Source organism: Blautia sp. An81, assembly GCF_002161285.1.
Classification (GTDB): domain Bacteria; phylum Bacillota; class Clostridia; order Lachnospirales; family Lachnospiraceae; genus Blautia; species Blautia ornithocaccae.
Window position 1 is genome coordinate 18,700 of record NZ_NFHH01000013.1, and the last position, 14,286, is coordinate 32,985.

Sequence of the window (14,286 nt, forward strand, 5' to 3'; positions counted from 1 at the left end):
GGTCATCTTTTTGCCACACAGCTATCTTGTGATAGCCGTGTGGCTTTTTTGTTGCCCGTATCTCGGAAGTGTTGGCAGAATGGAGGACTATATCAGTATGGGAAATAATTTTTTGTCTCTGATCAAGACGCGCCGCAGTGTAAGGGCTTATAAATCGGAGCCTGTCCCTTCCGAGGCGCTGGACGCTGTACTGGAAGCGGGGACTTACGCACCTACTGGCGGAGGACATCAATCTCCCACTATCATAGCAATTACAGACCCCAAATATAGACAGGAGATTGCAAAACTAAATGCAGAAGTGATGGGAAGCAATGCAGACCCCTATTATGGCGCGCCTGTCGTGATTTTGGTTCTGGCAGATGGCTCCGCAAGCACCTTTGTGGAAGACGGAAGCTGCGTTCTTGAAAATATGATGCTCGCTGCCCATGCCCTTGGTCTGGGAACCGTATGGGTGCATCGGGAACGTGAGATTTTTGACAGTGAAAAAGGCAAGGCTCTCCTGCGGGAGTGGAAGCTGCCGGAAACCTTGCGCGGCGTCGGTGCGATTGCATTGGGTTATCCAGCCCAGGAAGCCGGTCAACCCGCAGCACGCAAACAAAACTATATTGTTCGGATTTAATGTCCTGCTGTCCGGCGCAGTTTTCCTGCGCCGGACAATTTGTGGACGAGGAGGTAGAGTATGCAGACGAATAACAAAATGGCGGTTGCTCCTGTCGGAAAGCTCATCTGGCAAATGTCGCTGCCACCGCTGATCTCCATGTTTCTGCAATATTCCTATAATCTGATAGACAGCGCGTTTGTAGCGCGGCTGAGTGAGAATGCGCTGACGGCTGTTTCTCTGTCATTCCCGATTACAACACTGATGAATGCGGCGTCTATCTGGATTGGTGTCGGCGTGAATGTACTGATTGCGGGGTATCTTGGACAGAAAAAGCAGGATGAAGCAAATACCACCGTTACACACGGATTGTTACTGGCCTTTGGAATTGGGGCTTTGCTCAATCTTCTGTCATTGCTGATTATGAAACCCTACTTTCGGGCATTCACCAATAATGAAGAAATTTATCAGTTGAGCATTGCCTATATGAGCGTATGTTCGTTCATGCAAATTCCCAATATGGTGCATATCGCCATCCAGAAGATGATACAGGCCACCGGAAATATGGTCGCTCCCATGTGGTTCCAGATTGCGGGCGTGGTGGTCAATTTTGCGCTCAATCCCATTCTGATTTTTGGTGTTGGCATTTTCCCCACTATGGGAATCCGTGGCTCTGCGGTGGCTACTGTTGCAGGCTATTTGCTGTCCATGATTTTGGCATTTGTCTTGCTGCTGGGCAAAAAACAGAAAGTGCGGATAAAGATCAAAGGATTTCGTTTGCAAAAGCGGCTGATCGGCCGCATTTTCGCCCTTGGACTGCCGTCTTTCATTATGAATGCCCTCAGTTCGTTTATGGTGACGTTCGTCAATCTGTTTCTGGTGGCGTATTCCGATACGGCAATCGCTTTCTTCGGCGCGTATTTTAAGGTGCAGCAGTTGATCGTTATGACGGTAAACGGCTTGATCCAGGGCTGTTTGCCTGTCATGCGGTTTAACTATGGCGCGGGCAACAGTGAAAGGCTGCATGCCGCTTTCCGATACGGAACTGCTTTGGTCACTGGCATGATGATACTGGGGACGTTGGCCATCCTCCTCTTTCCAGCGCAGATTTTGGGATTATTTACGGCGTCGGAAGCCATGCGCTCCTTTGGAATATCCGCTATGCGGATTATGGCGGCCAGCTACCTGTTTTGCGGCCTCTCTACGATGATTTCCACCTATTTTCAGGCTACAGAACAATTAATGCCCAGTATGTTGATTCAACTGTTGCGGCAACTTCTCCTGCTCATTCCATTCATGTGGTGCTTGGAAAAGCTCCTGAAGATTACCGGGATCTGGCTGTCCTTTCCTGTCGCCGAAGCGACAACATTTGTTCTGGCGTTCCTGCTTTTTCAGGCAGGCAAGAGAAAAGAAGCACTTTGTGGCGATGCAAAGACACAGTAGAAATCAGGAAGGAGAGACAATATGGAGATACAGATTAAAAAGGGGCTTGATTCCCTACAAACAGAAACAGTACTTCGCCTTCTATCACAGACTGTATGGGCGTGCAGCAGGAGGAAAGAAGCAATTATTGAGTCATGGAAACATTCTGTCTGCTATGGAGCTTATACCGCTGACGGAAGACAAATCGGATTTGCGAGAGTTATAACAGACTATGCCACCCAGTACTATATTTGCGATGTTGTTGTGGATGTGGATTTCCGTCACAGAGGTGTAGGTACTTCTCTCTTAAAAACGATTACAACAGAAGATACCTACCGTTCCTTGCTGGGCATGCTGATCACAGAAGAGGCTGAACGGTTTTATGAGCCCTTCGGTTTCCGAAAAGATTCAATCTGTTTTATGACAAGAAAAGGAATACCGGAGGTAGCCACGAATGAATGATACTTTCATGAAAGAGAAGCCAATATTGCCGCTGATTTTATCCATGTCCCTACCCATGGTGTTATCCATGCTGGTCAATTCCCTCTACAACATTGTGGACAGCTTTTTTGTCGCGCAGATCAGCGAGGAAGCGATGACAGCGTTATCCCTGGTTTACCCGGTTCAAAATTTTATCAATGCTGTGGGCATTGGGTTTGGCGTTGGGATCAATGCAGTGATCGCCTTCCATCTGGGGGCTAAGGATCACAAAAAAGCGGATCAGGCCGCCACCCAGGGACTTGTGCTTGCCGTGATTCATGGCGTTGTTATGACAGTCTGCTGTATCGCCATCATGCCGGTTTTCCTGCGGATGTTCACTTCATCCGAAGCGGTCATTGAACTTGGCGTCCGCTATTCTATCGTTGCGTTCGCCTTTACGCTCATTGTTACCGTCAGCATGGCGTTTGAGAAACTGTTCCAGGCAGTAGGAAACATGAAGACAACCATGATCAGCCTGATGTGCGGGTGCATCACAAACATCGTCTTAGACCCCGTTCTGATTTTTGGCTATGGCCCATTCCCGGAAATGGGAATTGAAGGCGCTGCGCTGGCAACCGGCATCGGACAGGCTCTGACACTGGCGATTTACCTTGTAGTCTATCTTTTGCGGCCAATTCGCGTGCATATCCGCAGGCAGTACATTTTGCCCAGCAAAAAGATGGTCATCAAGCTGTATTCTATCGGCATTCCCGCAACCCTGAATCTTGCACTTCCGTCTCTTTTGATTTCGGCGCTCAATGGGATTTTAGCTGCCTATTCCGAAGTGTATATTCTGGTTTTGGGGATCTATTACAAATTGCAGACATTCATCTATCTTCCGGCGAATGGCATTGTGCAGGGGATGCGCCCCCTGATCGGCTATAACTACGGTGCGGGGGAGCACAAACGGGTCAGCCAGATTTATCAGATCGTTTTGTGCATGAGTGGTATTATTATGGTGTTTGGAACAGTAATATGCCTACTGATCCCAGGCCAGTTGATGGGGCTGTTTACCCACACAGAGGCGACGATTCGGGCCGGGGAAACGGCCCTGCGTATCATCGGTGCCGGTTTTATCGTCTCGGCGGTTTCTGTTACCTCTTCCGGCGCATTGGAGGGACTTGGAAAAGGCACCCCTTCTTTACTGATTTCCCTTTGCCGGTATGTAGTAGTTATTATCCCGACTGCGTTTTTACTCAGCAGACTTTTCAGAGCGGTTGGCGTCTGGAATGCGTTTTGGATCACGGAGGTGATTACTGCGATCATTTCCATTTGTGTTTACCGCAAGGCAATAGCAAGGCCGTAATCAACTATGCTGTCCGAGGTAAGATTTACCAGTTGCATCAGAGGGAAAAATGGGAGATTTCTTTATGGCGTATCAATAAGCGCCTCAAGTTGCTCCGCAGTGCTTTTTCTATTGTGCAAAAAACACCCGTGTCACTTCTAAGAAAAAGCGGTGCGGGGAGAACCTTCTGTGTCAAAAGTGGTGTTGTAGACCAATTATTAGAATTGGCCTTTTTCCTCTCATTTTCCCCATTGGTGCAATCTGATCTCCAAGCAAAGCCTGAAATAATCTAAAAGAGTGCAAAAATGGGACACCCCGTTATTTACAGGGTGTCCTATAATTCCTCGCCGCTACGCGATATCCATAGACGACGTCATAATCTGACGGAGATGGTGGGAGTCGAACCCACGCGCCCCTGGGGACCTATCGCATTTCGAGTGCGACCTCTTACGACCACTTGAGTACATCTCCAGAAAATTTATGTTTCAGACGAAACTTATTATATCTCCCCCATGGGTCCAGGTCAAGAAATTTTTAAGGCAAAAAGCCCAGGCGCCGAACCAGTACACTAGGCAGTATCTGTTCGCGTCTGAGCCTTTTTAGCACAGTTCATCTGTCACTATTTTCCTGAAATTCAGAGCTGGGGAGTATCAATGACTCTGTACCAATACCCAAACCGTTTTCCTCTTCCCGAAGCCTTCCCGCAGTCCTTAAAGTAGGGAAATCCAAACATATTGGCCATAAGCCCTTCCTGCCGTTCATAAATCCCCGGCACTCCCAATATGTATCTTCCATCCTCTTCTCTTTTCCCCAGAAGCAGGTGGCCGTAATTTTTCATTCCATATCTGAGGAAATTATTGTTCATCAGTCCCCTGTCCCGTCTCCCCAGAATCCGGAAATCTGCCGGAGTGATCTTCCTGCATTCGTTAATTTCATCGTCTCCAAAAGGAGTCCACCTGTTCCTGGCTGCTGCCGCTGACTGGCTCTCCATTTCCGGGCTGTCAGCAATCCTGATATTCTCCTCTGCTTCTTCCGTCTCCGGCGCCACAGGAGTTTCCGGCTTCTGTTCCTCTGCCATGGGAATACTGTCGGTTTCTTCAGCTTCTTCCTCATACATATTTTCCGTATACGGCTCTTCCTCCTCAGAAATTTTCTGTTCTTCCTGTTCCCGCTCTTCTGCAGTCTCCTGAGGTGCAGATTCTTCTGTCGGCAGCTCTTCTTCAGCTTCCGCCTCTTCTTCAGGGGCTGAGATTTCCTGCTCTTTCTTAAAAGGCAGTTCTATCATCTCAGGCCTTACCGGCTGTTCGTCCCAGCCGCTTGCATAGGTTTCTCCATTTTCTCCCAGGATCAGCAGTCCCCCTAAATCACTCAGACTGTAGCTGCTGTCTCCCATATGGTCCTCTCTCATCTCCAGCTCAAACTGTGCCTGATTTCCTGCCAGTTCTCCCTGACCCAGAAGGACTCCTCTGCAGATTTTTCCTTCTCTTACATAACCATAGGCTTTTGCCTTTACAGAATCCCTTCCCGGAATTCCTTCTAGTTTAAAGTTCATTCTGCAGATTCCATTCCTGGCTTCTACTTTGATAAATCCTTTTCCGTCTCCCTTCTTTCCCTGAAGATACTCATATACATATGCGATAAATCTCCTATATCCCGGCATAAGCCCTTCCTTTAGACTCTTATCCCTAAAGTATATGAGTCCTCTCCGTCTTTAGAACCTTTCCTCTGCATTTCTCCTTCATCCAGACTAAGAACTCTGGTTGCCGTCCGTTGCCGGAATCTCACATCGTGTTCCACTGCCAGCAGGGTAGGCCTGTATTCTAAAAGCAGGTTTTCAATCTGAATCCTAGTGAATACGTCAATATAGTTCAGCGGCTCATCCCATACATACAAATGTGCAGGCGTAAGAAGGCTGGATGCCAGAAGGACCTTTTTCTTCTGCCCTTCTGAAAATTCCTCCATATTCTTTCTAAACTGATTCCTGTCCATATCCATCTGTCTGAGAATGGCGCAGAACAAGCTTTCATCCAGTTTTCTTTCCCTGCAGAACTCTCGGATACTGCCTTTGAGAAAAGAAGTGTCCTGACTGATATAAGACACGATAAGCCCTGATGCAGTCTTCAGTTCCCCTGTTTCTGCAGGGCCTTCTCCCTGTCTGAACTGGGGACTTTCTGTAGCTTTTTCCATGAGCTTTTTCAGCAGAGTAGATTTTCCCTGTCCGTTTCTTCCTGTAATAAATATCCTCTCTCCCTGGGTAATTTCAAAATTCAGCTCTTTGAAAAGCTCTTTACTGCCGTCGGTATACTTTAAGCCATATCCATCCGCCCATACCAGTCTGTCCTTATGATATTTCAGAGGCATCATTTTAAGAGCCGTAATTTCCTCAATATCCTGAAGAAGTCCCTCCTGCTCCCGGATTTCCCTATCTATACGCTTTTCCATCTGTCTGACCCTGCTCTGCATCTTTTTGGTCTTTGCGCCAATATAGGCTCTGGTAGGACGGTCATGTTCCTTTGTAGGATCAAAGCCGATTTTAGAGCTTTCACTCTTTTCCGCCCACTGTTTTGTCTGGCCTGCAGCCTCTCTAAGCTTTCCGATGGCCTTTCTGTGCTTTTCATTCTCTCTCCTGGCAAACTCGTCTTTGCGCCGCTTATTCTCCTCCCAGGAGCTGAAATTGCCGTTTTGGATCTCTATGGTCTTTCGGTTCAGCACCAGTATATGATCGATACAGGCATCCAGCAGGTCCCGGTCATGAGATACCAGGATAAATCCTTTCTTTCCCTTCAGGTAACCTTTAACAGTCTCTCTGGATTCCTGGTCCAGATGATTGGTGGGCTCATCCAAAAGCAGAAAATCATTTTCTCCTGAAAAAAGCACTGCCAAAAGAAGTTTTGTCTGTTCTCCAAAACTGAGGGTATCAAACTTCCGATACAACAGGTCTCCCCCCAGTCCCAGCTTATCCATCTCGCAGAACACCCGCCACTGCTCACATCCCGGCTTTAATTCTTCCAGAAACTCTGCCGCTGTCTTTTCCCTGTTCTCTGCCTTCAGCACATAGGGAAAGTAATCAAAAGGCGTACTCCCAGTAATACTTCCCTTATAGGCGTATTCTCCTAACAGCAGTTTCAGAAAAGTTGTCTTTCCTTTTCCATTTCTTCCTGCAAAACCCAGTTTCCAATCCGTGTCAATGGAAAAAGAAACATTCTCAAAAATATTGTCAAAGCTTCCCTCATAACCGAAGGTCAGACCCCTTACATTTATCTGAGACATATCTATCCCTCCTCTTATCCGTTGCCAAAGGACTGTCTCTTTGAAGCCTACCTTGTCCGATTAAGGGCAGCAAAAAAGAGAGGCGATGAGAACATAGCCTGCTTTTGGCAACATAAAACCCGCCTTCCGGACCTCCGGAAGGAACTGTACTGCAAGTTTCACGTTTTCCAAAAACGAACTATCTGCTCATCTTTCCACCTCTCTCATTAATCATAGCCTCATTATAGTTAGAATTCCTGTGGCTGTCAAATCTTTTCCTGTAAATTTTATATCCTCAGCCCTTATATATTTCCGATTTTTCGCTTGACATCTGCAGCTCTATTCTATATAATAACATCTGTTGAACATCTCAGCGAAGCGTGGCTCAGTTTGGTAGAGCGCTGCGTTCGGGACGCAGAGGTCGCGTGTTCGAATCACGTCGCTTCGATTTTAGAATCCTACCGGGTAGTCTCGTCATGAGACTATCCGGTATTTTTTTGTCTAAAAATAAAATTTTTTTAATTTACGCGTCATAAATGGGCTGTTTATACCGTATATTAATTAGTAATATAATTTTCTATCAGTAGTTTAATATGGATTTACGGCTGGGTTAGCTATATAATAAATCCATAATACTTGGACAGGAGAATTCTTATGGAAAAAAAATTAAGCTCTTTTGAAAGACAGTTAATGTTGGATGAAATTATGTTTTACAGTATCTGCAGTGATCAGGACAGACAGAAAATTCTGGATCAGCAGCCTATGACCTTCGATGATTTCCGGAGGCTTTCTCTGCTTACTGATTACCTGGAACTGGAGCATCTCCATAAATTTATCTGGGATCTTCACGGATACAAATTTATGGACGAAATGGACAATCTCTATGACAAATGTAAAGACGGCAGCGAAGAACTGCCGGATATGCTCATAGAGACAGGACACTGGCTGGATGACTTCTGGAAGCAGGCTCCCAATACCACTGTGTCCTTCCTCTTACGGAAAGTTTTTTCCGACGGGCTGAAAAGTCCCCGTAAAAAAGCCAGCATAACCCTCTATCCTCTTCCGGATAAGGGAAAATCTATGTCGTAACGCAAACATCAGAAAGGAAACTATTTATGTGTACACAGCTTCCACAGGCATTTCTGTCCCGGATGGAAGAAATGCTGAAAGATGAATTCCGGGATTTTCTGGAAAGCTATCAGGCTCCCCGGCAGTATGGACTCCGGATAAACACGAAAAAAATCAGTCCTGAGAAGTTTATGGAAATCTCTCCTTTTCAGCTTACCTCTATTCCCTGGGTGGAAAATGGATTTTTCTACAGCAGTGAGGACAGACCATCCCGGCATCCTTATTATCAGGCCGGACTCTATTATCTTCAGGAGCCCAGTGCTATGACCCCTGCCAGCCGCCTTCCTATTCATCCGGGGGAGCTGGTACTGGATCTTTGTGCGGCTCCCGGAGGGAAAGCTACCGAACTTGGCAGCCGGCTTCAGGGACAGGGGCTCCTGGTCGCCAATGATATCAGCGCCTCCAGGGCCAAAGCACTTATGCGAAATCTGGAGCTTTGGGGAATTGATAACTCCCTGGTAACTACAGAAACGCCCAAACGTCTGGCTGAAGTTTTTCCTGAGTATTTCCACAAAATACTCATAGACGCCCCCTGTTCAGGAGAGGGCATGTTCCGTAAGGAACCGGACGTTGCCAAAACCTGGGATCCTTCCAGGCCGGAATATTTCAGCAGTCTCCAGAAAGAGATTGTATCCCGAGGGATTTCCATGCTCAGGCCAGGGGGAATGATGCTGTATTCGACCTGCACTTTTTCTCCCCAGGAAAATGAAGGGGTGATTTCCTACATTCTGGAAAATTTCCCCCAGATGAAGCTCCTGGATATTCCAGGATATGAAGGCTTTTCCAAAGGCCGTCCCCAATGGGGCAATCATGACCCTCGCTTAGAAAAGTGTGTAAGGATCTTTCCTCACCATATGGCCGGAGAGGGGCATTTCCTGGCGCTTTTCCAGAAAGATGGGCTGCCCTCCCCCCAAGTATCAGAAAGAGGCTTTGAAAAGGGGAAAATAGAAAAGTCTTCCCGGCTGCTGCTGGAAGATTTCTTTAAAGATTTTTCCACTGTTCTGGATATGTCCAGAGTGGAAGTACGGGGGGATCATGTATACTATCTGCCGGAAACAGGACCGGAGTCTGTAAAAGGTGTGAAATTTCTCCGCTGGGGCCTGTATCTGGGTCAACTGAAGAAAAACCGTTTTGAGCCTGGTCAGCCTTTGGCTATGGCGCTTTCTGCCGAAGATTATTCCCGCGTTCTGAACCTGGACCCAGATGACCATCGGGCACAGCGTTATCTTAAAGGGGAAACCCTTCTTCTTGATGAGAAGGAGTCTGCCCCAGGACCTGGCTGGTATCTGGTATGTATCAGCGGCTATCCTCTGGGCTGGGGAAAAGTCTCTGGAAACCAACTGAAAAATAAATATCCCGCCGGCTGGCGCCAGCAGTAAAACTTTCATTACAGCAGGAAAAGACGCTGTCATATTTTACTTGTGCAGGCAATATAACAAATCTATATTCCTGACTCTGTAAAATACGGCAGCGCCTCTTTACTTTTTCACAATCTTTTTCTTATTCCACAGATTCCTCAAGTGGTTCCTCCGCAAGTACCTGCTCATATTTCTCCAGAATAATATTCTGTATTCTCTCACGGGTTGCAGAATTAATCGGATGGGCAATATCTCTGTATTCCCCATCAGTGGCCTTACGGCTGGGCATTGCAATAAACAATCCCTTTTCACCTTCAATGACTTTAATGTCATGAACTACAAATTCCTCGTCAATAGTAATGGAAACTACCGCTTTCATTTTGCCTTCTTTGGCCACTCTTCTTACTCTTACATCTGTGATGTTCATACAACCTTCCCCTTTCATCGCCGCCTTGTTCAGTCGTGCTTTATGTCTTATTTTGGAAATATATTCCGGCAGACCAGTCTGCCCGCAAAACGGATTTCTCCGCTCTGTTCCTAAGTAAGATATTAAAGAACATATCTTTCGTTCTTTTCGATAACCACTTTGATACCGTCCTCTCCGCAATAGTAAGAGTTCGCCCGGATAGTATCCCGGCTCTCTACAACGCAGTTCTCAATATGTGTGTTATCGCCCAGATATACATCATTTAATATGATGGAATTTTTGATCACACAGTTATTGCCCACAAAAACTTTCTTAAAGAGAATAGAATTCTCCACCTGGCCGTTTATAATACAGCCACTGGAAATCAGGCTGTTTTTCACATCAGAACCTGGATTGTACTTTGCCGGGGGCAGGTCGTCAATCTTGGACTGAACACCGGGATACTGACGGAAGAAATAATCTCTGATCTCTGGTTTCAGGAAATCCATATTGGTCTTATAATAGGATTCTACTGTGGAAATATTACTCCAGTAAGTATCAATTTTATATCCGTAAATCCTCTTCAGATTTTTGTATCGGATGAGGATATCTTTTACAAAATCATGGCGGTCTTCCTGTCCGCATTTTTCGATGAGTTCAATAAGCTGTCTTCTTCTGATCACATAGATACCTGTGGAAATCGTTGTGGACTGAGTTACCATAGGTTTCTCGTCAAACTCTACGATCCGGCTGTCCTCATTCATCTTCACACAGCCAAATCTGGTAGCATCTTCTCCGCTTACATCTGTGCATACTACTGTGATATCTGCTCTCTTTGCAATGTGATATTCCAGCACCTTATTATAATCCAGTTTATATACACAGTCTCCTGAAGCAATGATCACATATGGTTCATGGCTGCTTTTCAGGAAACTTAAGTTCTGGTAAATAGCATCCGCTGTTCCCTGATACCAGAAACTGTTGTCAGGGGTAATGGTAGGTGTGAAAATATACAGGCCTCCCTGCTTTCTTCCGAAGTCCCACCATTTGGAGGAACTTAAATGTTCGTTCAGAGATCTGGCATTGTACTGAGTCAGTACGGCCACCTTCTGAATATGGGAGTTTGACATATTGCTGAGGGCGAAATCAATGCTGCGGTAGCTGCCTGCTATAGGCATTGCAGCAATGGCTCTCTTCTGTGATAATTCTCTCATTCTGTGATTATTGCCGCCGGCAAGAATAATACCTATCGCTCTCATTCTGTCTCACCTTCCTTATTCAATGTTTCTCCGCTTTCCAGCACGCCGCCCGGGTAGTCCTCCGCTGTAGTTTCGCCTACAACAGCTGTATTCTTTCCGATTTTTACATTAGACGGAATTACGGTGTTCTCCCCTACTGTTACCAGTCCAAAAGAATATACATTAGGCTTCAGCTTATTGGGAACTTCTTCTCCCACACCCATTACCACATTGTCGCCTACTGTAACATTTTCGGCAATGATCGCTTTATCTATCACGTCGTTTTCTCCGATAACAGACTGTTTCATGATAATGGAATCACGGATTACAGCGCCTTTTTTAATAATAACTCCGGCGCCGATAACAGAGTTATGTACCTCGCCGTACACTTCTGTTCCTTCGCTGATAATACTTCTGTCCACCACTGCGTCTGCGGCAATATACTGAGGAGGAATAATATCTCCTTTGGTATAAATCTTCCAGAACTCCTCATATAAATTAAACTCAGGGATAATGTCAATAAGCTCCATATTGGCTTCCCAGTAAGAACCCAGAGTTCCTACATCCTTCCAATATCCGTTATACTCATAGGCAAAAAGTCTCTGGCCTTTCTCTCTGCAGTAAGGCAGGATATGTTTTCCAAAGTCGCAGCCAGACTGATCTTTCAGGGCAATCAGCGCCTCTTTCAATACTGGCCAGCTGAAAATATAAATTCCCATAGAAGCCAGATTGCTCTTAGGCTTTTCCGGTTTTTCTTCAAAGTCTGTAATTCTTCCTGTTTCGTCTGTAATAGCTAGTCCGAAACGGGAGGCTTCTTCCCATGGAACAGGCATACATGCCAGGGTGACATCTGCTTTATTTGCTTTGTGGAAGTCCAGCATTACCTCGTAGTCCATCTTGTAGATATGATCTCCACCCAAAATCAGTACATAATCCGGGTTAAAATTTTCCATATACGCCAGGTTCTGATAAATGGCGTTTGCTGTGCCGGTATACCATTCCGTATTGGTTTTCTTTTCGTAGGGCGGAAGAATGGATACGCCGCCTACATTCCTGTCCAGATCCCAGGGAATACCGATACCAATATGCGTATTTAAACGCAGGGGCTGGTACTGTGTCAGCACCCCTACGGTGTCAACTCCCGAATTAATACAGTTACTGAGCGGAAAGTCTATGATCCTGTATTTTCCGCCGAATGTCACAGCCGGTTTAGCCACTTTCGCAGTCAGAACACCCAGTCGGCTGCCCTGTCCTCCGGCCAATAACATTGCAATCATCTCTTTCTTAATCATGCAATCACCTCTTGTATATTCTATGGTTTTTACATTATACCACAACGCTTCGGAAAAGTGAATATTTTTAACAATTTTTTTTCGACATATTCTTTTTTTTTGTGACATTTTACCTGTTTTTAACCACTCCCTAAAGATAGGGGGTTCCATTTTCTGAGATTTTAGGTATAATTTTTATCAGATGGAAGGATTCTTCCATCTGGTAAATGTTCTCCGGAAATACTGGAGGCAGTTCTTAAAATTTTCAAGTAAAAAAGGAAGGGATTCTTTTATCATGTATCAGATTGATTTTCATAAACCAATGCATATTCACTTTATCGGCATCGGCGGCATCAGCATGAGCGGTCTGGCAGAGATTCTTCTGGAAGAGGATTTTGTCATCTCCGGCTCTGATGCCAAAGAGTCTGAGCTGACAAAGCTGCTGGAAGCAAGAGGCGCCAGGATTTTTATCGGTCAGAGAGCTTCAAATATCACCGAAGACATTGAACTGGTGGTGTATACGGCTGCCATTCATCCAGACAATCCGGAATTTAAGCAGGCCCAGGCCATGGGGCTGCCCATGCTTACCAGAGCAGAACTTCTGGGACAGATGATGAATAATTATGAGCTGCCTATCGCCGTATCCGGCACCCACGGCAAAACTACCACTACATCCATGATCTCTCATATCCTTCTGGAAGGAGAAAAAGATCCTACTATTTCCGTAGGTGGAATCCTCCCTGCCATTCACGGAAACATACGGGTTGGGCACTCTGGAACCTTTATCACCGAAGCCTGTGAATATACCAACAGTTTCCTCAGCTTTTTCCCGAAGATCAGCATTATCCTGAATATCGATGCCGATCATCTGGACTTTTTCAAAGATATTGAGGATATCCGTCATTCTTTCCGGCTTTTTGCCCAGAAACTGCCTAAAGACGGCACCTTGATCATCAATGGAGAAATCCCTAATGTTGAGGAAATCACCCAGGAACTTCCCTGTGAGATCATTACTTATGCTTTAAAGGGACCTGCCCAGTATACAGCCGAAAATATTGTCTTTGACGAGACAGCTCATCCCTCCTTTGACTGTATCTGTCAGGGAGAAAATATCGGACGTTTTTCTCTGTCTGTTCCAGGCATCCACAATGTGTCCAATGCTCTTTCTGCCATAGCACTTTCCAGAAAGATCGGTCTGTCCACAGAAGTCATTCAGAAAGGCCTCCTCCATTTCGGAGGTACTGACAGAAGATTCCAGTATAAGGGAAAAGTAGCTGGCGTAACAGTCATTGATGACTATGCTCATCATCCTACAGAAATTGCCGCTACTTTGAAGACTGCCCGAAATTATCCTCATAACCGGATCTGGTGTGTTTTTCAGCCTCATACTTATACCAGGACCAAAGCTCTCATGCCAGAGTTCGCCCAGGCTCTGTCCCTGGCAGATAATGTAGTCCTGGCAGAAATCTATCCGGCCAGAGAGACTGACAATCTGGGGATTTCTTCTAAGAATCTGGCAGACCTTATCGCTGAAAAAGGCACGGACGTTCACTATTTTTCTACTTTTGACGAGATTGAAGCATTTTTATTAAAAAATTGTATCCACGGAGACGTGTTGATAACTATGGGGGCAGGAGACGTATATAAAATCGGGGAAAACCTCCTGGGAATGTAGAGTTATCCACATTATCCACCAATCCATCCACATGCTCTTTCCCCAGAGCATGTGGATTTTTTTGTGCATAATAGGGTTGACATAATCAGACAGCATTTTTAACGAAAATACGCCAAAAGCCTCATACTTTCGACATACTATCGGTTTCCCATAAAAATTATCCACTTTTTTATCCA

12 protein-coding genes and 2 tRNA genes are annotated in these 14,286 nt (G+C 45.7%); 8 read left to right on the forward strand and 6 right to left on the reverse strand.

The genetic code is table 11. The annotated features are described in order from the left end of the window. Positions 1-79: 79 nt before the first annotated feature. The 4 genes from B5G33_RS12045 to B5G33_RS12060 are packed head-to-tail and all read left to right on the forward strand — an operon-like array spanning position 80 to position 3,806. Entirely contained in the window at positions 80-619 is a 540-nt protein-coding gene (locus tag B5G33_RS12045) for a nitroreductase family protein (protein ID WP_242974690.1), read from the forward strand. A gap of 60 nt (positions 620-679) precedes the next feature. Next, the gene (locus tag B5G33_RS12050; protein WP_087417822.1) at positions 680-2,041 is read left to right on the forward strand and encodes an MATE family efflux transporter; all 1,362 of its coding nucleotides are present in this window, start codon (positions 680-682) and stop codon (positions 2,039-2,041) included. A 21-nt stretch (positions 2,042-2,062) separates the two neighbouring features. Further along, positions 2,063-2,482 carry a GNAT family N-acetyltransferase gene (locus B5G33_RS12055; protein WP_022790338.1) on the forward strand — a complete coding sequence of 140 codons (420 nt, stop codon included), beginning with the start codon at positions 2,063-2,065 and terminating at the stop codon, positions 2,480-2,482. Further along, positions 2,475-3,806, forward strand: coding sequence for an MATE family efflux transporter (locus B5G33_RS12060; RefSeq protein ID WP_087417823.1), 1,332 nt, complete (start codon positions 2,475-2,477; stop codon positions 3,804-3,806). Before B5G33_RS12055 ends, B5G33_RS12060 begins: the two co-directional genes overlap by 8 nt. Before the next feature lie 363 nt (positions 3,807-4,169). Here the strand turns inward: B5G33_RS12060 and B5G33_RS12065 are convergent. The 3 genes from B5G33_RS12065 to abc-f all read right to left on the reverse strand — a co-directional run bounded on the left by B5G33_RS12065 (position 4,170) and on the right by abc-f (position 7,055). After that, a tRNA-Ser gene (locus B5G33_RS12065) sits at positions 4,170-4,256 on the reverse strand. 163 nt (positions 4,257-4,419) lie between these two features. Continuing rightward, complete coding sequence (locus B5G33_RS12070; protein WP_087417824.1) at positions 4,420-5,445, reverse strand: DUF6128 domain-containing protein; 1,026 nt, start codon at positions 5,443-5,445, stop codon at positions 4,420-4,422. A gap of 11 nt (positions 5,446-5,456) precedes the next feature. Next, positions 5,457-7,055, reverse strand: a complete 1,599-nt coding sequence (abc-f, locus tag B5G33_RS12075) for a ribosomal protection-like ABC-F family protein (protein WP_087417825.1) — start codon at positions 7,053-7,055, stop codon at positions 5,457-5,459. Between the two features lie 353 nt (positions 7,056-7,408). Between abc-f and B5G33_RS12080 the strand changes: the two genes are divergently transcribed. The 3 genes from B5G33_RS12080 to B5G33_RS12090 all read left to right on the forward strand — a co-directional run bounded on the left by B5G33_RS12080 (position 7,409) and on the right by B5G33_RS12090 (position 9,541). Next, positions 7,409-7,482, forward strand: a tRNA-Pro gene (locus B5G33_RS12080). A gap of 206 nt (positions 7,483-7,688) precedes the next feature. Beyond that, positions 7,689-8,123 carry a hypothetical protein gene (locus tag B5G33_RS12085; protein ID WP_191385965.1) on the forward strand — a complete coding sequence of 145 codons (435 nt, stop codon included), beginning with the start codon at positions 7,689-7,691 and terminating at the stop codon, positions 8,121-8,123. Between the two features lie 26 nt (positions 8,124-8,149). Further along, positions 8,150-9,541: an RsmF rRNA methyltransferase first C-terminal domain-containing protein gene (locus B5G33_RS12090; RefSeq protein ID WP_087417826.1), complete on the forward strand. Its 1,392-nt coding sequence runs from the start codon at positions 8,150-8,152 to the stop codon at positions 9,539-9,541. A 121-nt stretch (positions 9,542-9,662) separates the two neighbouring features. Here the strand turns inward: B5G33_RS12090 and spoVG are convergent, their stop codons facing one another. The 3 genes from spoVG to B5G33_RS12105 form a co-directional block, all read right to left on the reverse strand. Further along, positions 9,663-9,947, reverse strand: coding sequence for a septation regulator SpoVG (gene spoVG, locus B5G33_RS12095; RefSeq protein ID WP_087272640.1), 285 nt, complete (start codon positions 9,945-9,947; stop codon positions 9,663-9,665). Between the two features lie 122 nt (positions 9,948-10,069). Beyond that, positions 10,070-11,185, reverse strand: coding sequence for a glucose-1-phosphate adenylyltransferase subunit GlgD (gene glgD, locus B5G33_RS12100; RefSeq protein WP_087272637.1), 1,116 nt, complete (start codon positions 11,183-11,185; stop codon positions 10,070-10,072). Beyond that, complete coding sequence (locus B5G33_RS12105) at positions 11,182-12,456, reverse strand: glucose-1-phosphate adenylyltransferase (protein ID WP_087417827.1); 1,275 nt, start codon at positions 12,454-12,456, stop codon at positions 11,182-11,184. Before B5G33_RS12105 ends, glgD begins: the two co-directional genes overlap by 4 nt. A gap of 274 nt (positions 12,457-12,730) precedes the next feature. Between B5G33_RS12105 and murC the strand changes: the two genes are divergently transcribed. Then, positions 12,731-14,110, forward strand: coding sequence for a UDP-N-acetylmuramate--L-alanine ligase (murC, locus tag B5G33_RS12110; RefSeq protein WP_087272712.1), 1,380 nt, complete (start codon positions 12,731-12,733; stop codon positions 14,108-14,110). Positions 14,111-14,286: the final 176 nt, after the last annotated feature.

Bases quoted from the DNA above. Each gene is read 5' to 3' on its own strand.
- B5G33_RS12045 (WP_242974690.1), top strand. From the start codon at position 80: ATGGAGGACTATATCAGTATGGGAAATAATTTTTTGTCTCTGATCAAG.
- B5G33_RS12050 (WP_087417822.1), top strand. From the start codon at position 680: ATGCAGACGAATAACAAAATGGCGGTTGCTCCTGTCGGAAAGCTCATC.
- B5G33_RS12055 (WP_022790338.1), top strand. From the start codon at position 2,063: ATGGAGATACAGATTAAAAAGGGGCTTGATTCCCTACAAACAGAAACA.
- B5G33_RS12060 (WP_087417823.1), top strand. From the start codon at position 2,475: ATGAATGATACTTTCATGAAAGAGAAGCCAATATTGCCGCTGATTTTA.
- B5G33_RS12070 (WP_087417824.1), bottom strand. From the start codon at position 5,445: ATGCCGGGATATAGGAGATTTATCGCATATGTATATGAGTATCTTCAG.
- abc-f (WP_087417825.1), bottom strand. From the start codon at position 7,055: ATGTCTCAGATAAATGTAAGGGGTCTGACCTTCGGTTATGAGGGAAGC.
- B5G33_RS12085 (WP_191385965.1), top strand. From the start codon at position 7,689: ATGGAAAAAAAATTAAGCTCTTTTGAAAGACAGTTAATGTTGGATGAA.
- B5G33_RS12090 (WP_087417826.1), top strand. From the start codon at position 8,150: ATGTGTACACAGCTTCCACAGGCATTTCTGTCCCGGATGGAAGAAATG.
- spoVG (WP_087272640.1), bottom strand. From the start codon at position 9,947: ATGAACATCACAGATGTAAGAGTAAGAAGAGTGGCCAAAGAAGGCAAA.
- glgD (WP_087272637.1), bottom strand. From the start codon at position 11,185: ATGAGAGCGATAGGTATTATTCTTGCCGGCGGCAATAATCACAGAATG.
- B5G33_RS12105 (WP_087417827.1), bottom strand. From the start codon at position 12,456: ATGATTAAGAAAGAGATGATTGCAATGTTATTGGCCGGAGGACAGGGC.
- murC (WP_087272712.1), top strand. From the start codon at position 12,731: ATGTATCAGATTGATTTTCATAAACCAATGCATATTCACTTTATCGGC.